Origin of the sequence: Qipengyuania aquimaris (assembly GCF_009827445.1) — a bacterium.
GTDB classification, from domain to species: Bacteria; Pseudomonadota; Alphaproteobacteria; order Sphingomonadales; family Sphingomonadaceae; genus Qipengyuania; species Qipengyuania aquimaris.
Genome location: NZ_WTYI01000001.1, coordinates 2,449,460 through 2,471,498, shown reverse-complemented (window position 1 = coordinate 2,471,498; position 22,039 = coordinate 2,449,460). Strand labels below are relative to the sequence as shown.

14 protein-coding genes are annotated in these 22,039 nt (G+C 61.7%); 6 read left to right on the top strand and 8 right to left on the bottom strand.

The window, feature by feature from the left end; genetic code table 11:
• Positions 1-90: 90 nt before the first annotated feature.
• Complete coding sequence (locus GRI34_RS12130) at positions 91-396, top strand: hypothetical protein (protein ID WP_160596148.1); 306 nt, start codon at positions 91-93, stop codon at positions 394-396.
• A 12-nt stretch (positions 397-408) separates the two neighbouring features.
• Here GRI34_RS12130 and GRI34_RS12125 read toward each other — a convergent pair whose 3' ends face one another.
• A complete protein-coding gene (locus tag GRI34_RS12125) occupies positions 409-951 on the bottom strand; it encodes an acyloxyacyl hydrolase (RefSeq protein ID WP_160596147.1) in 543 nt (180 codons plus the stop codon).
• A gap of 138 nt (positions 952-1,089) precedes the next feature.
• Here GRI34_RS12125 and GRI34_RS12120 point away from each other — a divergent pair, with 138 nt between their 5' ends.
• Positions 1,090-2,085 carry a transglutaminase-like cysteine peptidase gene (locus GRI34_RS12120; RefSeq protein ID WP_160596146.1) on the top strand — a complete coding sequence of 332 codons (996 nt, stop codon included), beginning with the start codon at positions 1,090-1,092 and terminating at the stop codon, positions 2,083-2,085.
• A gap of 18 nt (positions 2,086-2,103) precedes the next feature.
• On the opposite strand, the gene GRI34_RS12115 is transcribed toward GRI34_RS12120, so the two are convergent.
• From GRI34_RS12115 to GRI34_RS13390, 7 genes are all read right to left on the bottom strand, one after another.
• Positions 2,104-3,369 (bottom strand): HlyD family type I secretion periplasmic adaptor subunit, encoded by a 1,266-nt coding sequence (locus GRI34_RS12115; protein WP_160596145.1) that lies wholly within the window; start codon positions 3,367-3,369, stop codon positions 2,104-2,106.
• Entirely contained in the window at positions 3,366-4,382 is a 1,017-nt protein-coding gene (locus GRI34_RS12110) for a cell wall hydrolase (protein ID WP_160596144.1), read from the bottom strand. Before GRI34_RS12110 ends, GRI34_RS12115 begins: the two co-directional genes overlap by 4 nt.
• Positions 4,379-6,523, bottom strand: a complete 2,145-nt coding sequence (locus tag GRI34_RS12105; RefSeq protein WP_160596143.1) for a type I secretion system permease/ATPase — start codon at positions 6,521-6,523, stop codon at positions 4,379-4,381. Before GRI34_RS12105 ends, GRI34_RS12110 begins: the two co-directional genes overlap by 4 nt.
• A gap of 23 nt (positions 6,524-6,546) precedes the next feature.
• The gene (locus GRI34_RS12100; protein ID WP_234028215.1) at positions 6,547-7,950 is read right to left on the bottom strand and encodes a TolC family protein; all 1,404 of its coding nucleotides are present in this window, start codon (positions 7,948-7,950) and stop codon (positions 6,547-6,549) included.
• Positions 7,951-7,965: 15 nt separating this feature from the next.
• A complete protein-coding gene (locus GRI34_RS12095; protein ID WP_234028214.1) occupies positions 7,966-8,676 on the bottom strand; it encodes an OmpA family protein in 711 nt (236 codons plus the stop codon).
• A 34-nt stretch (positions 8,677-8,710) separates the two neighbouring features.
• Complete coding sequence (locus GRI34_RS12090) at positions 8,711-17,593, bottom strand: Ig-like domain-containing protein (RefSeq protein WP_160596141.1); 8,883 nt, start codon at positions 17,591-17,593, stop codon at positions 8,711-8,713.
• 315 nt (positions 17,594-17,908) lie between these two features.
• Entirely contained in the window at positions 17,909-18,646 is a 738-nt protein-coding gene (locus GRI34_RS13390; RefSeq protein WP_325065220.1) for a DUF2569 family protein, read from the bottom strand.
• 475 nt (positions 18,647-19,121) lie between these two features.
• Here GRI34_RS13390 and GRI34_RS12080 point away from each other — a divergent pair, with 475 nt between their 5' ends.
• The 4 genes from GRI34_RS12080 (at position 19,122) to GRI34_RS12065 (ending at position 22,028) form a co-directional block, all read left to right on the top strand.
• Positions 19,122-19,313: a Flp family type IVb pilin gene (locus GRI34_RS12080; protein ID WP_160596139.1), complete on the top strand. Its 192-nt coding sequence runs from the start codon at positions 19,122-19,124 to the stop codon at positions 19,311-19,313.
• A 70-nt stretch (positions 19,314-19,383) separates the two neighbouring features.
• Complete coding sequence (cpaB, locus tag GRI34_RS12075) at positions 19,384-20,307, top strand: Flp pilus assembly protein CpaB (protein WP_160596138.1); 924 nt, start codon at positions 19,384-19,386, stop codon at positions 20,305-20,307.
• Positions 20,297-21,763, top strand: coding sequence for a type II and III secretion system protein family protein (locus tag GRI34_RS12070; protein WP_325065219.1), 1,467 nt, complete (start codon positions 20,297-20,299; stop codon positions 21,761-21,763). Before cpaB ends, GRI34_RS12070 begins: the two co-directional genes overlap by 11 nt.
• On the top strand, positions 21,747-22,028 hold the full coding sequence (locus tag GRI34_RS12065) for a hypothetical protein (protein WP_160596136.1): 282 nt from the start codon (positions 21,747-21,749) through the stop codon (positions 22,026-22,028). Before GRI34_RS12070 ends, GRI34_RS12065 begins: the two co-directional genes overlap by 17 nt.
• Positions 22,029-22,039 lie beyond the last annotated feature (11 nt).

Here is a 22,039-nt window from a genome sequence, read left to right as displayed (position 1 = left end):
CCTCGAAAATAGGGTCCGAAAAAGATAGCGATTGGTCTTGCCCCGCGGCCACTGCCCCCTTAATGGCGCCCTCCCACAAGGGTCGTTTACATGATAGATTTGATTGTTTTTTTCGCGCTGTATGGCGCGCTGTGCTTTGTCGTCTCCGCGGTTCTGGTCAGGTTTGCGCCCGACTCGGTTTCGGCGCGCATCATTCGCAAGAGGCTGCCGGCAATGCTGGCGCTCCCCGTCCTGCTCGTCGTGGACGCTTTCACGCTCGCCGCAAGTCTCTCCGCCGCTGCGGTGCGCGGGCTACGCCGTCTTTTCGAAGTCCTTTCCGGGCGCAAGCTGCGGTCGCGATCCTCGATGTATTTCAGCTACGGCTCGCAACCACGTCAGCGTCGTCGCAGGACCTGATCGCCGAGGAAACTACATCCGGTAATTCAGCCTCAGCCCCATCATGTCGATGCCGGGGTTCTGTTCGGAATTGAACAGGCGCGCATTGCTGATGTGGACCCAGCTGGCCTCGAGAGACCAGCGCGGGTCGAGGTCCACACCGATCGCGAGCTCCGGTTCGAACAGGACGCGGCTACCGAGATCGGTCCGCATCCCGGTTGCGGGATCGACCCGCAGATCGGGTGCGTCATGAATCACGAGGCCCACGCCGGGACGCAGGTATAGCTTGCCGATCTCCGCCTTCCAGCTGACGCCAACGCCGGCGAAATTCGTGTCGCCGCCTGAATTGACCGAGCCGAACACATAGGGCTGCGGACCGCCGAGGCTCTCCAAACCCGCGATCGGATCGAAGCGATATCCGACCTGCAGGTCCGCCCCGCCCTCGCCCGTGTCGAATGTGAACGGCGTATCGACGCCATGAGCATAGACGCCGCCATAAACCTCGTCGGCATGAGCAGTTGCCGGAAGGCCGAAAGCAAGGGTCGCGGCCAGCAGGGCCGTTATTCGAAGGCGCATCGCAAGTCCTCAATGGTCAGGAATTGCACGAGGCTAGTAGGTGAAGCCTTTCCGCTGGCTGAAGCGCCAGAAACGTTTGCGCGGCGTTAACCAGACTGCGAAACCTCGTCTTGACGGCGACGCTTTAGCTGGGAGGGCATGGTCAATGCGCCCACCCTGCCCCGCCGTTCACGATCCGGCATAACCCTCGCCCTCGCTGGCGCGGGCCTCGCGGCAGTGCTGGCGATCCCTGCGCAGGCGGCCAGCCCGCAGGTCCTCCTCGCAGCTGCTCCCGGCGTCGCCGGTGCAGCCGATTGCGACGCGGTCCAGCCAGGCGCCGCGGCACGATCGGGCGCGACACTTTCGCGGCAGAGCAAGACCGCGGCCATCCTCGGCCAGGCGAGCGCTCTCGACGCTATTCGCGCACAGCAGGAAGGCCAGGAAGACCATCCGTTGTTTGCGGGCTCTCCGGCTAAGCCGCTCGAACCGGCTGCCGGCCCAGTACCGGCGAGGCAGGCAGGCTGCGGCGTGTCGAGCCCCTTCGCCGCGCGTGCCGTGTTCGATCCGGTCCAGCCATTGTCCTTCATTCCGCGTCGCACCGCCCAACCGCCGATGGCCGCCGCCCCGGTGGTTGGTGGCAGCGCAGATCGCATCCTCGGTAGCAAGCTGGTTCCGGTCGGCTCGACAAGCTTCGACAGCGCCTTTGCCCGCGTCAGCCGCGCGCGCACCAATCTTGGCCCGACGCTCGCCGCTATCGGCGCGCCGCGTGTCGACCAGAACGCGCTGGTCGCCTCGGTCAACCGCTGGGTCAATCGCAGCATTACTCATGCCGAAGACCGCGACCTGTTCGGTCGCGCCGACTATTGGGCCGACGCCGGAACCACGCTGCGCCTTGGAAAGGGTGATTGCGAGGATTTCGCGCTCCTCAAGATGGAATTGCTCGCCGCTGCCGGCATTTCGCGCGACGACATGATCCTGACGCTGGCTCGTGATCTCATTCGTCGCCGCGATCACGCCGTGCTGCTGGTCAAGACCGATGCAGGCTATCTCATGCTCGATAATGTTGGCGACGCGCCGCTCGATGCCCGCGCCGACCACGGGTATCGCCCGGTCATGAGCCTCGGCGCCAAGCAAAGCTGGCTACACGGATATTGAGTTCATGGCAGAGCGCGCTCAGCGCTCGGTCATCGCCCTGTCGAAAGCGCGGTTCACCGGCTTGAACAGATAGGACAAGACGCTGCGGCGCGCCGTCAGGATTTCGACATCGCAAATCATGCCCGGTACGATCGGCAGGCGAACGCCGCCCTTCTCGATAAAGGCGCGATCCGTTTCGATCACGACCGCATAATAGGCCTCACGCTCGACCTCATCGAAGATACTGTCCGCGCTAACCTGCGCAACGCGCCCCTTGATGCCCCCGTAAATCGAGAAGTCATAGGCTGTGACCTTGACGTTCGCATCGTCGCCGACTTTCACGAACGCGCGGTCGCTTGGTGAAATCCGCGCTTCGATGAGCAGTTTGTCGCCAACCGGCACAATCTGCATGATCTGTTCGCCCGCCCCCACGAAGCCGCCTTGGGTGGTGACCTGCAGATCGTTGACAATCCCGTCCGAGGGCGCGCGCAACTCGTTGCGATCACGCCGTGCCGAAGCACCACGAATGCTCTCTTCATTGACCGCCATTCGCGTGGCAACTTCGCTACGTTCCGCCAGCGCCTGTTGCCGGAAATCGGCACGTGCCTGGCTAAGATCGGCCTGCGCCTGGCTGATAGCCGCTGATGCCCTGCCCGCCGCCTGCCGCGCCGCTGCGAGCCTGCCTTGCAGGTCGATGACCTCGCGCTGGGCGGTCAGCAGGTCGGTTTGAGGAACGATGTTCTGGGCCGCAAGCGGGCGAAGCATCTCCACCTGCTCGCGCGCAAGGCGTAGGCTGCTTTCGAGGCTTTGCGCGGTCGCTTGGGCTTCCGACAAATCGCGACGACGCTGTTCGACCGCCGAAGCGAGCGAGCTTTCCCGCGCACGCGCTGTTGCACGGCGTGCCTGTGCAAGCCGGGCCTCTTCCGCGCATGCCGTGCCAGGTTCGCACCCGATCTGACCGCCGGAAGCCTCGGAATCGAGGCGCTGAGCGCGGGCCGCCAGGCGCTCGTTCTCGGTCTCAAGTTCGCCAAGGGCGGCAGACGACTGCGTGTCGTCGAGCCGCACGAGCAGATCGCCCTTTTTCACGCTCTGCCCGTTGCGAACGAGAATTTCCGCAACCACCGCAGGCTCTGCCGGCTGGACCAGCTGCGCCTTGCTCGATGGAATGACCTTGCCGGTACCGCGCGTGATCTGATCGACCTGCGCAAATGCAGCCCATGCGAACAAGAGTGCTATCCCCACGGTGGCGATGACGATCAAACGTTGCGCGGCCGGCATCGTGCGCCAGCTTGTTCCGATCCTCATTGCGGTGTCTCGATATTCTCTGAGGAAGATTGGATCGTCTCACCCTGCTCGGTGAGCGTGGAGCGATATCCCGAACTTGCCGCGACAGGATCGGGAATGGAAAGGCGCCAAGTCTTCGTCGTGTCGATGCGACCGCCGACATCGGCCGCGGCATGGCGGTCCTTCACGTCGGGCGCGACGGTCAACCCCGGGGTAAACGTCTCTTCGATCACGATCTGCTCTTCAGCCTGGGCTGCAAGCCGGAAGCGGTCGAAGTCGACCTGCGGGAGGTACTCGCTTCCGCCCCAGCCGCGATAAAAGCTGGCGGCCCGGCCCGGCGAGCCCGGGAAGCGGTAGAAGATATGGCGTCCGATCTGTGTGATCTTGCCCAGGGTGTAGGCCCATTTGGGCACTACGTAATCGGCATGGTAATGCGTTGCAGTACCCACGTCGGGCACGACGCGTCCGGCGAGCGCGTCTTTCGCCACCGCCTTGGCCTGCTTCCAGAGATTTGCCTGCGGCGTACGCATCAAGGCACCGTCGCAAGTGAAGCTGAACTGGCAGACGGGCCGGTTGTAGCCCTGGTAGACGACACCGCAGACGGTGTTCGGATAGGCCGGATGCCGGACGCGGTTCAACACGACCTGGGCAACGGCACGCTGGCCCTTTTCCGGTTCGAGAGCGGCCTCGTAATAGACGGCCTGCGCGAGGCACTGGTTGGCAGTCTTGTAGGATGCGGAGCCCAGCGGAATGCCGGCGAAACCACGCGCAGTTTCCAGCCGCGCCTTCATCTTTGGAATGGCGAGATTGCGGCTCTGCGCATCGACGATCTGGGCCGTGCCCAATTCGTCGATCTCGACCGTGCCCGTCGTCATTTGCGAGATATCGCGCTGGAGCGACGGGGCGAGCTTCGCCATCGCCTGGGCCGAATTTGCAGGCGCCAGCAGGGACGACGTGCCAACAAGCAGGCTGGCCAGTGCCAGGAAAGCGAACGCGCCAAACCGGCGGGCGCGGGTGACGGTTGCAGCGGTCATGATGCTGCTCCCTTCGCTGCGCCAGCCTTGGCCAGGACTTCGGCCACCGGACCGTCTGCTGCCACGCGGCCGCGATCCAGGACGATCAGGCGGTCGCAGATCGAAAACAGTGCCGGGCGATGGGTCGCGATGACGAGCGTCTGTTTCTCATCGAGCGAATTGCCGAGACGGTCGACGAACATCTTCTCCGTATCGCTGTCCATCGCGCCCGTCGGCTCGTCTAGGAACAACAGCTCGCGCGGAGCGACCATGGCGCGGGTAAGCGCAAGGAAACTACGCTGGCCGCCCGAAAGCTGCCTGCCATCTTCGCCGACCGCACGATCGAATCCGCCGCTGTCGCGCGACAGGAAGAAGTCCGCGCCCGTTGCGCGCATCGCTGCCTGCAGATCTTCTTCGGAAATTCCCATCCGGCCCAGCGTCAGATTGTCACGCACGGATCCGGAGAACAGTGCTGCGTCCTGCCCTACGAAGCCGAGCGCGTCGCGCAATTGCTGCGGACGATACTGGTGCACGTCGATACCGTTCACCAGCATGGCGCCGCCGGTCGGCCGGTAGAGGCCGCACAGCAGGCGGCCCAAAGTGGATTTGCCCGATGCGACCCGTCCGACCAGCGCCACGCGCTCGCCCGGTTCGATCGTCAGGTTGAGGCCGGAGAGCGCGGGCTGCGCATTCTCGTCATAGGCAAACTCGGCATTGTGAAATTCGATGCGCGGATTGCGAATTGCTGCAGGTGCCACACTAGCACCAAGACGACGCTCGTCCTCGCCCTCGAACAGGCGCTCGATGCTGCCCAGCGTTTCCTGCGCCTGTCGCCCGCGCGTCAGCAGGAAGGCGATCTGGCCGGCCGGCGCTAGCGAGCGTGATGCCAGCATCACGATGGCGATAATGGCGCCCATGGTGATCTGCCCTGAAGCGAACAGGTAATAGCCGCCGATAATCAGGGAAACGGTCGAAACCTGCTGGAATACCTGAGCCAGGCCCACCGCAAGCGAATTGATCGACCGAAGGCGCAATTGGGAATGTCCGCCGATCTCGGCCAGCTGATGCCAGCGCGACAGCATGCCGCCCTCTCCGCCCATCGCCTTGAGCGTTTCCGCACCGGTCAGGGATTCCACCAGCAGAGTCTGTTGCAGCCCGTAATCGGCCTGCGCGTCCTGCGACGCCTCGACGACCTTCTTCTGGAGAATATATCCGGCGATCATCATCGCGAAGATGATCGTCAGCGGCACCAATGCGAGCCAGCCGGCGATGACTGCGATGACGCCCACGAACACCAGCAGAAACGCGACATCGACGACCAGTACGACCGAAGTCGACGCGAAGAAGTCGCGCACCACCGCGTATTCCGCCACACGCGCTGCAAGCGACCCAGTGTGACCTTTCCGCTCCGACAACGGAACGGCGAGCAGGCGGGAAAAGATCTTCTGGCTGAGCTTCAGATCCAGTCGCTGGGCAATTTCATCGACGATGGAGGTGCGCGCGCGGCGCAGAGCGAATTCGAGGACGAAGGCCAGGACCACGCCCGTCCCAAGCACCCAGAGCGTCTCCTGCGCCTGGTTCGGGATCACGCGATCGTAGACGTTCATCGTGAAGATCGGCAGTGCGACGGCGAGCAGGTTGATAAGGAGCGAGGCAAGCAGGACCGGCGTGAACGAACGGCGCTCGCGGCGCAGCTCGCCCCAGAACCAGTGCTGGCGCGCCTTAGCGTACCACGGCGCTTCGTCGGTGCGCATCTTGTCCGGATCGCCGTGGATCGGGATCAGCGCACCTGAGAACGCCTCCGCGATGCTGTCACGCGCTTCCCAGATTTCACTGCCCGATTCCGGACGCCAGATAAGCAATTCGTCGCCCTGCATGTCCAGCAAGAGCACATACTGGCGCTCGCCCAAGGAGACGATGGCCGGGAGGTCCTTGGCCGTGGATGGCAGCTTGCGCCGCTTCTCGATGTCGTAGTTCAGTCCTGCAAGTTCGAGCGCGGCAGGAGCCTGGTGGAGCGGAAGCAGACCGTCACGGTTGCGCGGCAGCTGCGCCAACAGGTCGCGTGCGAAGGGAAGCCCGTAACGACGGGACCCTTCTGCAACGCACTCGACGAGCGGATCAAGGACCCGCCCGTCGATCTGTTCTGAAACCGTTTGTTCCATGGCCTCCACGAGCCTTTAGCGTGTCAATCTCCGTCGACGCGCCTTTGCAGCTCGGCCTCTACCGGCGGACCGTAGTCGAACCGCTGGCGTTCCTGCTCCATCGCACCGGCACCCGGTGCAATGCTCAACGCGTCTAGGAACTGGTTTGTAGCAGCTAACGTCTGGTACTGCGCAAACAATTGCGAGAAGCGTGCCGTTTCGAGACGTACCTGGGTGTTAAACCTAGTATTCTGCGCATCGAGCACATCGAGCAGCGAACGGCGGCCGATGTTGAACTGGCTACGATAGGACAGCAGCAGATCGTCGCTCACCTGGCTCTGGCGTGCGAGCTGTTCGGTCACGCGCCGCTGCGTATACAGCTGCTGCCATGCAAGGCGGACGTCTTCTTCCGCTTCGCGCTGACGGTCATGCAGGGCGTAGCGGGCGAGGCTTGCCTGGCGCACGTTTTCCTGCAGCTTGGCACGATTGATGCCGCCGTCGAAGACATCCCAGCGCAGCACAACGCGGGCCTGGATGTCGTTCGTTTCGCCGCGGAAACCGTCGATGTCTTCACCGACACGGCCACGCGCTTCGAGACCGATGGTCGGCCACAAATCACCCTCTGCCGAATCGACAAGGGCGTTGGCGGCATCCACGTCGGCCTGGGCTTCACGCACCAACGGGTTGTTGATCCGCGCAAGTCCGATTGCGCTGGGAAGATCCGGCGGCATAGCACTGGCGAGGTTCGGCGGCAGGGTCGCCGACGACACATCGAGGCCGGTGAGGCGGCGCAGCGAGATATATGCGTTCTCGAGCTCAAGGCTCGCCTCTTCGCTACGGACCAGGGCCGACTGAAGACGTTCTTCAGCCTGTTGCTGGTCGGCAATAGAGATCGAACCTTCGTCAACCCCACGCGACAGGTCGGTCACCAGCGACTGGTGGAACGACGCATTGTCACGCGCCGCAGCAACGACGCGCTGCTGGAGCAGGACGTCGAGATACTGGCGGGCGATCTGCAAGGCGATGAACTCGGACCGTTCAAGCACCCGCAGCGAGGCGCCATCGACGCGGGCCGCCTGGCGCAGAAGCTCTCCGCGACGCCGACCGAAGTCGAATACGGTCCATTCGCCGGTGATCCCGGCTTCGAGCGGATAAAGCTCTTCGTCGGAAATGCCCAGCGTGCGACGTGTGTTGTTCTCAAGCCGGCGGATACCCGCACTCGCCTCGATGTTCACACGCGGCAGGAACAGGCCCTGCGCCTGACGGCGTTCGAATTCGATCGCTTCCTTGTTGTATTGCGCCTGCAGGATTTGCGGGTTCGATTGCATCGCAATCGTGATCGCCTCCTGCATGGTGACGGCTTCGGTCGCAGCATCCTGCGCCATGGCTGCCGGAGCTGCGCCTGCAAGCAGGAGCGCTGCGGTCATTGCTAGGGTTGTCGTACGCATTATTCGTCCCCCCTCTTATTCGCTGACCTGGATTTCGACGCGGCGGTTCTGCAACTCGCGCACGCCATCGGCAGTCGGCACACGCGGCGATTCCTCGCCCTGTGCCTGGGTCGTGATGCTGGAAGCCGGGATACCACGGCTCGCCATCAGGTTCGCCACCGCTTCGGCGCGTCGCTGCGAAAGACCTTCGTTGTAGGCGTTGCTACCCGCGCGATCGGTATGCCCGATCACGGTGAAGCTGTTCCAGTCGCAGGCGGGAGCATTCTCGACGACGTACTGGACGGTCTCGACGGCATCCTGCTGCGGCGTAGAGGAATCGAACTCGAAGAAGATCAGGCCCGGTGCTTCGCGATTGCAGACTTCCGGCGCCGGCTGCGGCGTCGGCAGTGGTGCCGGTTCGACGCGCGGGCGCGGGGCACGCTGCATCATGTCGTAAGCCAGGGCGCATCGCGACAGGCTTACCTCGTCGCGCGTGCTGGACTTGAGATAGCCGAGAGCAATGCCGCACTGGGCCTTGGTTTCGCTGGCCCAGATGTAGCGCGGGTCGTTGGCGGCCACGACAGAAGCGTCGTTCGTCATCGCCAAACCTGCGTCGTAGCGCCGCTGTACTTCGAAGCGGAGCTCGTCCATGCCGAGCGCCATCAGGTCATCCTGCGCGAAAGCCGCGGAGGGCGTCAGCCCTACCGCAGCTCCTGCCAGCGTGAATACCGCTGTTATTTTCTTCATTGCAAGTTCCCCTGTTGCAGAGTTTCCTGAGTTATCATGCTGCCGTCCCGGCAAGGGCGGCATCATCGAGCTGGTCGACCGTCAGGCCGTTTGCCAGCGATTGAGCGAGGCCCGGCTGGACCATCGTGTCGAGCAACCCTTCGGTCGGGACGATCGACTGCCAGCCGTCGCCCTCTATGCCGCTTTCACTCGCGAAATGCGTAACGAGTGCGTCAACGCTGGCTTCTGCAGCGATGTCTTCGATCGCTTCACCGATTGCCACCTTGGCATCCAGCGCGCCATTTGCATTGGCGATTTCCGGCGCCTCGATGAGCAGCAGGGCTTCCATCGCGGCGCTCGCATCGCCGGTCGCCATGTCGAGCCCGTCGAATGCGTCATTCGAAGCGAAAGTTCCTTCATTAGGTGCGCCGAATGCAGCGTAGTCGATACCCATCTCCGAACCTTCGAAGAGGAAGACCGGGGCAGCATCGCTGAGTGCCAAGTCGTTGCCCAGGATGTTCGCGTCGAATGAGTCGAGGGTACCGGAGCCCAGTGCGAACTCGAGCTCGGGTGCGATTGCACCATCGAATTCGCTGGTGCCGATCACCAGGTCGAGCGCAGGGTCATAGCTACCCGTAACAAAGCTGGTGAACGAGGCGTCGGCACCGGTCTCGAGAACTAGAGGCTCGAACGATCCGTAGTCACCGAGCATGAAGCCGCTGGCGATTGCCGTCATCGTGGCCATTTCAAGCGTCTTCAACTCGGCGCCTTTGGCACCGCCGGATCCGAAACCGTTACCGCCGGTAAGGGTGCCATTGTCGTTCTCGGCGCTTTCGAACAGGCTGGCTTCGGTCATGAACTCGGCCGTTGTCGCGAAAGATGCCGACGATGCGCCGGACCCAGCAGGCTGCGCCGTGATGTCGAGCGTGCCGGCATCGACAATGTCGCCATCACCGTCCTCGATCGAGATCGGCACCGTGAAGTTGACTGGCTCGTCGGTCGTCACCGTTGCGCCGAAATCGCCGATCTTGAAGGTATTGCCGCCTCCATGACCCCATTCGATGCTGTTATAGCCATCATTGGTGAAGGCCGCGATCCGCGTATCGGTCACTACATTGGCAACGTTGACAGTCCCGTCGCCGTTGAAAGTAACGGTGTAGTTGTTACCTCCGACATCGTAGGTGCCGTCGCTGTCAATCACTGTCGTGACGCCGTTGTAGCTGATGGCGATGCTGGTCACGATATCCGGCGAACCATCGCCGACATCCTTGAGCGTGCCGGTATCATCATCATCGAAGGCCGCGATCGTAACGATCGTCGAACTCGTGATCTTGGTGAAGAATGCAGAGCCGCCGTTGATGGTCTGGTGACCTTCGAAGCTCTGCGTATCGTCGCCAGCGTAGAAGTCGCCACCCGACACCGGAGCGCCAGACAGATCGGTCACGTAATCGACGCGCATTGCTTCGCCGCCGCCGACCGAGTTACCGCTGCCCACGCCGCCTTCATTGGCGTTTGTGTTGACCGTTCCGCCATTAACCGGCGTCAGGAGCAAGTCGAGGCTGTCGTTGGTCGCAGGCTGGTTGAAGCCAGCCCACGATCCGTTACCGCCCACGAAGTTGTAACCGCCGTCGTTGAAATCGACATCGGTGACCGCATCCAGAGGCTGGTTCATGGTGACAACATAGTTGTCGTCATTGCCGGTAGGTTCGAGGGCGATGGTGAACACAGGGCTGTCGTCGGTCGACTTCGTCGCGGTCAGGACCGTGCCATCTGCCGAGATCGAGTACTCGAGCGGCGCCAAGCCCGAAGTCAGGCCCTGTCCTTCGAGTGCGGTGATCGAAGCAGCGGTGAAGATGACTGCTCCAGCGCCATCGGCCCCGAAATTGTCGTCGACATCGAGATCGCTCAGGTCGAGCGTCGTCGGTGCCGATGACGAACCGCCGGTGTTGGTTACGAAAGCCGCATCAGGATCGAGTGCAGTTGGCACATCGTCGACGATCGAGATGACGATCGAACCCGGAGTGGGATCGCTGTCGCCCGTCGCGTCCGTGATCGTGGTCGTGATCGTGTCGAGGATCGGGTTCACCTCGCCCTGGCCCGTATGCGTCAGCGCAGCCGATAGCGTGTAGGTGTACTGGTAGGAGAAAACGCCGGTACCATTGTCGATGATGTCGGTGATCTCGATCACACCCTTGCTCGTCGTCAGCGTGTCGCCGATCTCCGGATCGGTCAACGTGTTGCCGTTGTCCGCTTCGAGCGTGAAGGTCACGTCTTCGCCGTTGGTCTGGATGGAGAATGCGCCAGCAGCAGTCTCGCTGTCGGGACCATGCTGGGTGCCGTCGGCAAGCCCGTCTTCAAACACCTCGCGGACATCACCGATAAGGTTCGGAGCGTTGGGATCCTGGCTGATGCTGATGACCAGCTCCGCCAAGTCCGTGTCGCCATCGGCATCGGTGATCTGGTAGGTAAAGGTCTCGCTAGCGCCATTGGGGACCGATGCAGCGGTGAGAGTATAGGTATAGCTGCCGTCGTCCTCGATCGTCAGGTCACCATAGGTACCCGAGACCGTAACCTGGGTGCCGACAACCGTCAGAGCGCCCACGTCGCCTTCGCCGCCGCTGCGCACGCCTGTGACTTCGGTGCCATCCGTCGGAATGTCGGCATTGATGGCATCGGCATTGTCGCCGCCGGTCGTGCCGTCGTAAACGTTGCCGCTGGCCGAATTGCCCGCACCTTCGACAACAGTGTTGCTATCATCGACAGCCAGTGGAACATCGTCCGAGACACTGACATCGACGCGTCCCAAGGCCACATCGCCGTCGAGATCCGTCGCCACGACATTGACGAAGCCAAGCGCGTCGAGCTCGTCTCCGGCATCTGCATGGCCCAGATAATTGTCGTTGAGCGTCGCCGTCACGGTCGCGTCATTACCGTTCACTACCAGAGTGAGGGTAACTACCGGACCGTCGGCATCCGAACCCACGATTTCGAAATCGCCAGTACGTACCCAGTCGAGGTCGCCGCCGAGATCGCCCACGTCGCCAAAGACGATGGTCGCAAAAGGATCGGATCCGGGAACGAAATTGATCGTGCCCTGGTCGAAATCGTCGCCGCCCGGGGTGCTGCCGTCAGCAAGGTTCTGGTCGTCGACACTGAGGTCAAGGCCTGCAGGATCGCCCGGTGCTGCACCGTCTTCGATGCGGATCGGCTGTGTCGCTGTGTCAATGTCGCCATCGCCGTCGGTCAGCGTATAGGTGAAGTCGGCAAGGATCGCTCCGCTGGTTTGATCCAGACCCGTAGCCGGATCGAACGTCCAGTTGCCGTCCATATCGATGGTGTAGGTGCCATTCCCATTGGTCAGCGTCGCCACATTACCGTCCTGCGGGACGGCGACGGTGTCCGAGCCGACCGTGATCGCGGTAACGGTTGCGCCGTCTGCGCCTTCCGTATCGGCAACTCCGTCGGTCATGACATTGCCGCCGATATCGGCCGCATCTTCGGCAACGGTGATCAAGGTCTGATCGGTCGCAGTCGGAACGTCGTCGACGATGCTGACTTGGATTTCGCCAGTGCCGATGACGTTATTGTCCTGGTCGACCACCTGGTAGGTGAAGGTTTCGAAGCCGGAGACCACGCTGGCGTTGACCGTGTTGTCCCCATTATCACCACCCTGGTCTGGCGAAAGCGTGTCGCCATCGGCCGGCGCGGTCAGCGTGTAGCTATACTCGCCGGTTGCCGCGTCGAGCGTCAGCGTGCCGTACGAACCGGTCGCGCTAGATGTAAGGGAATAGGTGAGTGTTCCGCTCGCACCGGTGACAGTGATTTGGCCGTTTGCATCCGTTTCGCTGTCGGTGCCGCCGGCACTGCCGATCCCGTCAAGGCCGGCCTCGAAAACAAGCGCGTCATTGTCCGATACGTTTCCGGCTACATTATCGATCGAGATAACGAGCTGAGCTTCCGCCACATCGCCGTCACTGTCGATGATCTGATACGTGAAGGTATCTGTCGTATCGGCGTTCGTCGAATTGGCGAAGCTATCGTAAGTGTAGTCCCCGTTGGCCTGGATAGTCAGTGTGCCAAGCGAAGAAGTGACCGTGAACGGTCCCGTGCTGTCGCTGTCGCCAGTATCGTCGCTGGTTACGCCGAGGATGCCTGCAAGGCCATCTGCACCGGCCACATCGACACCGAAACCGTCATCGTCGGTCAGGATGTTTCCTGAGGTGCTGGCACCTTCCGAAACCGTGTTGGCGTTGTCTTCTGCAACAGGGATGTCGTCGACGATCGAGATGACGATCTGGCCCGGCGTCAGATCGCTGTCGCCCGTTGCGTCGGTCACGCTCATGTCGATCGTGTCGGACAGCGGGTTGATCTCACCCTGCCCCGTATGGGTCAGAGCCGCCGAAAGCGTGTACTCGTAGCCATAGGTAAAGGTGCCATTGCCATCATCGGTGATCGAAGTGATCTCGACCACACCCTTGCTCGTGGTCAGCGTGTCACCGACCGACGGATCGGTCAGCGTGTTGCCGTTGTCCGCCTCGAGCGTGAAAGTGACATCTTCGCCATTGGTGACGACATCGAAGCTGCCTGCAGCCGTTTCGCTGTCGGCGCCATGCTGCACGCCATCCGCAAGGCCGTCTTCATAGACCAGCAGCGCATCGCCGGTGATGTCGGGAGCGTTGGGATCCTGGTTCAGCGTGATGACCAGTTCTGCCAGGTCCGTATCGCCGTCACCATCCGTGATCTGGTAGGTGAAGGTCTCGCTGGTCACGCTTGAGGGGATGGAATCAGTCTTCAGCGTATAGGTGTAGCTGCCGTCGTCCTCGATCGTCAGGTCCCCATAGGTGCCCGAGATCGTTACCTGCGTACCAACAGCCGTCAGCGCACCTGCATCGCCTTCGCCGCCGGTGCGTACACCGGTGACCTCGATACCGGCAGTGCCGTCTGTGTCGGCGCCAAGTTCGTCGGCATTATCGCCCGCGCCGTTGCCGTCATAGACATTGCCAGAAGTCGAGTTGCCAAGACCTTCGACGACGCTATTCGTATCATCTTCGGCGGTGGGAACATCGTCGATGACCTGGATGTCGAGGGATGCAGTGTCCTGCGAGCCGTCGGTATCGGTGGCCACCACTTCGAAGCTGTCGGTGACATCGTCTTCGCCGGCAGCGTCATGCTCGAGCGTGTTGTCGCTCAGCTCGTATTCGTAGGACACGGTCGCCGAGACCACATCGCCATTGGCGTCGGTGGTCACCGTCACATCGGTGATCCGGGCCGTGCCGAACTCGCCGGTGATCGAGACCGGATAGGTCTCGCCATTGCCCCAGACCGCAGTACCGCCAACCGTCAGCACGCTCAGCCCGTCGGGGCTGTCGACCGTGAAGCTGCCGTCCTGCACCAGCGCGTTCGCGTCCGGCGAGGAGCCTTCCGGCAGATCGTCTTCGTCGACCACCTCTTCGGGCGTCGTCAGGTCGAGACCGTTGATGGTCACGATGTCGTCCGCGCCGTTGATCGTGATCGTCAGCGTCGTCGGCGAGCTGTCGCCATCGCCATCGGTGATCGTGTAATCGAACACCTCGGTCAGGCTGTCGTCGGAGTCCAGGCCCTGGACCAGCGGGTTCGTGTTATCGAGCTCGTAAGTGTAGCTGCCATCCGCATTTAGCGTCAGCGAACCGTACAGACCGGCAAGCGGAGCGCCCACCGTGCCCGCATCGGTGCCGAACGAGAAGGCCGACACTTCGGCGCCGTCCGCACCCTGCGTGTCTTCGCCATTGTCGCCATTGGCTTCGGCATCGGTGATGACATTGCCGCTCGCGCTCAGCGGACCGTCTTCGGTCACGCTGTCCGTATCCGGACGTGCCGTGGGCACATCGTCGACGATGTCGATGTCAAGATCGCCGGAGGTCGTGTCGCCATCCTGGTCGGTAACGGTCACTTCGAAGCTGTCGAAGGTGTCGTCGCCGTCGGTATTGGTGGTCAGCTCGTATGTGTAACCGATCTCGCCTTCGGCGATCGAAGTCACGGTCAGAGTACCGAAGCTACCCGTGAAGGTCTGGCCGACAGCGGTCACTGCAGTGCCGCCGATGGTGATCACCGCCGGGCCATCGGGCGCGGTGTAGGTGAAGGTGCCGCTCGTGAACTCGCCATCGGTCGCCGCAGCCGAACCCGCCGCAAGACCGGCCTCGTCGACTTCGGTACCCGCTTCGCCGGCAACCGGAAGATCCAGCGTAACCGGGCTGTCGCCGATCGCAATGACCAGCGTGGCCGTGGCCGTATCGCCGTCGCCGTCCGTAATCAGGTAATCGAAGCTGTCTTCGACATCGCCCGGCGTGCCCGCATCGCGGGTGTAGCTATAGGTTCCATCGGCAGCGATCGTCAGCGTACCATAGGTACCCTGCACCGTCTCACCAGCAGCACCAGAACCGCCCGTGCCCGTAAAGGCCGTAACAACCGCATCGTCCGCACCAACCGTGTCATTGGCAAGAACATTGCCGCCAACCGGACCATACTCGCCAGAAGCAATCGCATTGGCGTCATTTTCGGCACTGGGCGCATCGTCGATGATTGCAATGACCAGCGTGGTCGAGGCCGTGTCGCCATCGCTATCGGTAACGGTGAGAGAGAAGCTCTCACTGTCCGGATCGGAGAGCGTATTGTCGAGCAATTCGAAGCTGTAGCTGTAGGCGCCATTGCTTTCGGTGATCGTCAGTACGCCGCTGTCGGTCGCAACCTGTCCGCCACCGGTCACATTGACACCGTTGATGACGAGCGAGGCGATTGTATCGCCGCCGGTCGTGATCGAGATGACACCGGTTGCGATTTCCCCGTCGCTTGCCGAGTTCGAACCGGCAGGTTCGCCATCGCGAGCGCCCAGAGCGGCTTCGTCGACGTCATTGTCGCCTTCGACCGCAATCTCCGGAGTGGAATCGGGCGAAAGGGTCAGCGTTACGGTGGCGGTCGAGACGTCTCCGTCGCCATCGGTAATCGCGTACTGGAACGTGACGGTCCCGGTCTCACCTGCACCCGGGGTGTAAGTGAAACTGCCATCGTCATTGTAAGCAAGGCTGCCTGTACCGCTGAGCGAGCCGTCTACGGCTTCGACGCCGGTCGCAAGGTCAACACCATCTGCACCAACCGTATCATTGGTGAGAACGTCGACAGTGATCGGAGCGTTTTCCGCGGACTGCGAAGCGGCATCGTCGACCGCCTCGGGAACGTCATCGACGATCGTAATGTCGAGATCGTCTTCAGCCTGGTCTCCATCGAGATCGGTGATTACGATCGGGAAAGTGACCGTGGTGCCGTCAGTGTCGCCGGTGTTGTCCGTCAGCTCGTAATCATAGGTGATCGTGCCGACGCCGGTTTCCGGGTCAAAGGTGTATCCAGTAACGGTAAGGGTGCCGGTATCGTCCGAAACGACAACCTGAGGCAGGTTGTCAGGGTCGAGGACGGTGCCGCCGATGGTGATCGTGTCGACGCCATCGGGCGACGTAAAGGTAATCGTGCCGGTGGCGGTTTCGTCGTCACCGTCGAAATTCGAGCCTTCGGGCTCGTCGTCGCGGGTGTCCGTCGTCGGCGGGAGCTGGCCCTCTTCGACCACTGTCGCGTCATCGCCTTCGGGAACGTTGGTGATCACGTTCGGCGCATCGCCGATGTTGATCGTCAGCGTCGCGGTGCTGGTGCTGCCGTCCGCATCGGTGATCGTATAGGTGAATTCCTCGCTGACACCGCCGGGCGTGTTGACGAAGCGATCATAGGAATAGCTGCCGTCGGCATTGAGCGTAAGTTCGCCATAAGTACCGACCAGGGTGTCGCCAGGGGCAGCCGAGCCGCCGCCATTGGAGAAGCTCGTGACCGCACCGGCTTCGGCATAACCGTCGGCGCCGGATTCGTCGTTGTCGGTGACATTGCCGAAGATCGTGTCGTGCGAACCGCCCGGTACATCGTTGCTGTCATCGCGCGCAATCGGCGCATCGTCGATAACATTGATCTGGAGCGTCGCGGTGGCGCTGTCACCATCTGTGTCGGTGACCGTCATCGAGAACGAGCCGTCGACGGTTTCGCCGACGAGGTTGTCCGTCAGCGTGAAAGAGAACCCGATCTCGCCGCCCTCGATGTCGATGCTCGTGATCGTAAGGATGCCCTTGTCGCCCACGAAGGTCTGGCCGACTTCCGTGATCGCCACGCCGTTGATCGCGACCGAGGCCACGCCATCGGGTGCATCGAAGACGATTGTCCCGGTCGAGGTCTCGACGTCCGTCTCGTCCTGCGTACCCTCGTTTTCATCGATGCCGTCGATGTTGCGTTCCGGCAGGCCCGATTCGTCGACAGTCGCAATCGCATTGATGACGCCAGCCGGATTGTCCGGCGTTTCCACCACGATTTCCGGATCCTGGTCTGCGAGATAAGGAATGATCTCGCGCTCTTCGGGTTCGGGGAACTGGAGCTGGGTATAGGGAAGCAGGTCGCCAATATCGTAAGCGGCCTGGATGTTGCCCGGATCGACTTCGAAATTGCCGCCCGAGCTCTGCGGATCACCGGCAGCCGGCTGCGGCTCGTTGCCTGTCAGCAGGGCCGCAAGGTTGGCGGCAGGCACCGTAACGCCGTCGACCACGATCTGCGGGACAATGATCGCACCCTCGGGGATGACGATACGCGTACCGTCGTCGAGCACGATCACGAGGTCGCGGCCCGAGGATGTCAGGTTCTCGAGCGATGCACCTTCGGGAAGAAAGACAACGCCGTCTTCATTAGGAACAAGGACGATATCCGCATTGGCACGAGTGGCCGCGGCTGGGGACTGGCTGTTGCCGCCGCCCATATCCTGGCTGTCCTGTGCGTCGGCGAATTCGCCATTCTGCTCGAAACTGTCCATCATCTCGGTCCTCTTCTCAGCCGGATGGAGGAGCGAAATCCCCTCCGTAACGCGAGAATTGCCGGACATGGTGCGAGCCGGAAAAGACTGGGAAACCACCCCCCAAGATCCTTTCAAGCAAGATACGGGCATAGACCCGTCCAGCAATTTTCGCGGCCCGACTTTTCATCTCCACTCGGCGAATCGAGTTGCCGGTGAGACGTGTCGTTGCATTATGTGAAACAGTTTGGGGGCAATCTTTCAATGTTGTTAACTACTTGGCGCGGCCGGAAAATCGGCCAGAACACACCAATTTCGGCCGAAAATGGCCGTTAAGACACTGATTTGAAAAGATACATTGCCGCTGTCCGGTTTTGGGACGCGGAGACAAGAATTCAGGGCATGTCAGGCGGTCGCGGAGACCCTCTGACGAAAGGTAACGTTCACACGCTCCGAGAGGAGAAGATACGGCATCCAGATCAGAATGCTGATCATGACCGTGTTCATATTGGCCATGAGGAGAGTGCCCAGAGGCTCGGCCACTTCAACCGGCAGGCCCACGCCGGCAAGAGAAGCTGCGATCGCGATCTGGGCGAGAATGTCGAGGATCCAGACATAGGCGAGCATCTTTGGGAAGAGGGGTATGCGGCGGAGCGCCAGGACAAAGCAGATCATGTAGAAGAAAGTCATCATCGCCAGCTCGGCCGCCATCGCGAGATAAAGGATATGACTCCACGCAGGCGCGTGCGCGAGGAGCGCGGGCTGGATCATGAAGAACTCACCAGTCCGCATCACAATGCCAAACAACAGTCCAACGAGAAGCGAGGTCAGGAATCCGGTGGTCCCGTAAAGCGGATGACTATGCGCCTCCTGCCGGCGCAGGCTCCTCCAGCGTCCGAACAAGGCGAGCCGGACACCCGGGGCGTCGTTGCTCGAATGAAAGGCATTGCGGGCCAGCAAGAAGCCGAGCAGCGGCGCAATGATGATCGCCAGATATGGGATTGCGGCGAGAGCGAGCCAGTCCATGGTCGCCCCGAGCCCGGCAGCTTTCGCCAGCTTCGCACAGGAAAGCAGAGCCATGACGCTCACCCATGCAATGGCCAAATGAGTAAGATGCGCCTCAATCCAGCGGGTAATTGCCACACTCCTGAGCGCGAGCCTTCCGGAATAGACCCTGAAAGCAGTAGCGATCGGCCTTGGGGATCGCCCCCCTTCCTGAGACACCACCCCCAGGAAGTTCCGAATCATTTCAATCTCCTAGCCGAATCACAATCGTGCGGCGCACGCGGCATTCGGGTAAAAATGCATCACTTCTAGCTTTTGCTAACCTACGATCTTTACTTTTGGATAATTTAAGTTACTAAAAAGTAGACAAATTATAAAAGCGTTGCACCGAAGTTGACCGTAAGCAGCGTTTGAGTGAACTTAATTGTGCTCCGAGGGAGCCAGCGTGAAACGAGCCGGTGCATCCGGTTACAAAACAACAACAGGTCGCGCCGGTTCCAACACGTTACCCCCCTCGGGCGGACTTATCCGGAAATAGATGCCGGAGGTCCTGTGTATCGAAATGACAGATCGTCTCTCCTGGCGGATGTCTTTGAAGACTTGGGGTAATACTATGTTCAAGAACTACATCACTGAAGAAGCCGGTGCATCGGCAGCTGAATACGCTCTGATCCTCGCCATCGTCGGCGCCGTGATCGCTACGGCAACCATCGCGCTTCGCGGCGAAATCGTCACCGCGATCGACAATGCGAAGAACAACGTGAATACTGCGAACAAGTCGACCACTGAGGCTGACGCAGGCTAAATAAAATTAAGGTCCCGCCGGCACTGTCGGCGGGACCTTTTCTCGTTTGCAACTCGGGGGGGTAAAGATCATGCGTGGCAGGAATCTGCTCATTGCCGGTATCGCCGTATTCCTCGGCCTGTTGGCCGTGTACCTGGCGAATGCCTATTTTACCGGAATGGAAGAACGGCAGGAAGCGATTGCCGAAGAGCAGCAGCTCGCCCGCATCGTGGTCGCCACCCAGCCCATGACTTTCGGCCAGCCGTTGACCGACACCACGGTCCGGCTTGCGAATTGGCCCGCGGAATCGGTTCCGGAAGGGGCCTTCACCTCTCTCGAACAAGCCATGATGGGCGGGCGCGTCGCGCTTCGCCCGATCGTCCCTGGCGAACCCATCCTTGCCACCAAGGTCAGCGGCGACAACGGCCGCGCCAGCCTGGCATCCAACCTGCCCGAAGATATGCGGGCGGTCTCCATCCCCGTTAACGCGGTAGCCGGTGTCGGCGGCTTCGTGCGCCCCGGCGATGTGGTCGACGTCATGTTGACCCGCATGATCCCGGGCCAGAACCAGCAGCAGCAGGACAAGATGACCACAGTCGTGCTCGAGAACGTGCTTGTCCTCGGCATGGACCAGGTCGCAGACGAAAATGCGACCGAGCCGGTGGTCACTGCCACCGCAACCCTGCAGGTCGATATGTTCGGCGCGCAGAAACTGACGCTTGCCCGCGAAGTCGGCAATCTCAGCCTGGCGCTGCGCAACGTCGAAAACCAGGAAGTCGGTGCCACGGAGACAGTCGTGGCAAACGATCTCGGCGGCGGTGGGCGCTACATCAACCGCGGCACGGGTGCTCCGGCAACGGTTCTGGCGGCTCCGTCCTATTCTTCGCCTCCCCGCGGCGCTACTTCTGCGCCTCGACAGGCACGTGCACCGGCCCGCCCGCGCGGTCCGACCATGAGCGTGGTGCGTGGCACCAATGCTGAAACCTATTCCGTGGAGACGCTCCGTGGCAATTAAGCACTCAGCCCTTTCGGCTCTCGCCTTCGCTACCGCGCTCGGAGCGGCCACCGTTCCCCACGCAGCCATCGCCCAATCGGGTTATGCCAGCGAATCCATGCATGCCGGTACGGTAGAAATCCCGGTCAACAAGAGCCAGGTCGTAACCGCCGACGTGCCGATCGATCGCGCGATGATCGGAAACGACTCCATCGCGGACATCCTGCCCGTATCCGACCGTTCGGTTTACGTGCTCGGGAAGGAAATCGGCACCACATCGCTGACGCTTTACGATCGTTCGAACCGTGTCATCGCGGTCATGGACATCGCTGTCGGCCCGGACGTGCTGAGCCTTCGCGAACAGATGGCCGACCTGATGCCCGGCGAAGGCGTCGATGCCCGCATGACCGGTGACTCGATTGTCCTTTCGGGCACCGTAAGCGACGTCGGTGTTGCTGACCGCGCGGTCCAGCTCGCCTCTGCCTATGCAGGCGAAGACAAGGTCGTGAACCTTATGACCCTGGGCGGCAGCCAGCAGGTGATGCTGGAAGTCCGTTTCGCCGAAGTCTCCCGCAGCATCGGCAAGGATCTTGGCGTCCGTACGTTCTTCAACGGCGACAGGGTTTCAGGTGTTACCGGCCCCGGTTCCCAGCTTACGCCTGGCGGTGGTTCCAGCAATTTCGGCAATGGCGACCTGCAGGTCTCTGAGGTCACTAACGCTTTCGGCGTTATCACCCGCAGCTTTACTGACATCCTCGGTCTCGATGTGGATGTCGCGCTCGATGCGCTGGAAGAGAAAGGTCTCGCCAAGACGCTTGCCGAGCCTACTCTCGTCGCCCTTTCGGGGCAGCGGGCCTCGTTCCTTGCCGGTGGCGAATTCCCCGTACCGGTCGTCCAGAGCGGCGGTATCGGCGGCGGACAGGCAGGCATTACCGTCGAATTCAAATCCTTCGGCGTCGGGCTTGGCTTCACGCCGACCGTGCTGTCGAACAAGGTCATCAACCTGATCGTCGAGCCGGAAGTCAGCTCGATCGACCAGAGCGCGTCCATCACGCTCAACGGCATTCGCATTCCGGGCCTGCAGACACGGCGTGCCAGCACGGTGCTGGAACTTCGCGATGGCGAAAGCTTCGCAATTGCCGGGCTGTTGCAGCGCGACTTCCAGACCACGGTAAATCAGGTTCCGCTGCTTGGTTCGATCCCGCTGATCGGATCGCTGTTCCGCTCGACCAGCTTCCAGAAGGGCGAGACCGAACTGCTGATCATCGTGACGCCGCGCCTTGTGGCACCGCTCCGGCCCGAACAGGTCCAGCTGCCAACGGACCGCGTCAAGGACCCGATCCAGGCGGATGTCTTGCTGAACGGCAACGCGCATCGCACCAACGACCTGCCGCCGATCGCCGGCGATACTCCGGCCAATACGCAGCAGGGTACAGAAACCAACGCGCAGGAGGCAGCCGATGGCTACGAATACTAAGGCTCTTCGCACCGCGCTGCTGACCGCAGGCGTTATCGCCACGGCAGGGTGCGCGACCGGCAGCGGAAACGACTTCATGGCGGATACCAGCTGGGGCGAAGCAAATCGCCGTACGATGGCCGCCCAGGTTATCGATCCCAATCCTGTATACGAAACCGCGATCCCGCCCACGACCGCCCAGAACGCGGTCGCGGCAATCGATCGCTATTACGACGATGCGGTCAAGGAGCCCGACGAGGTCTCCACCACTGCATCGCCGGATTAAGCCGGACATGG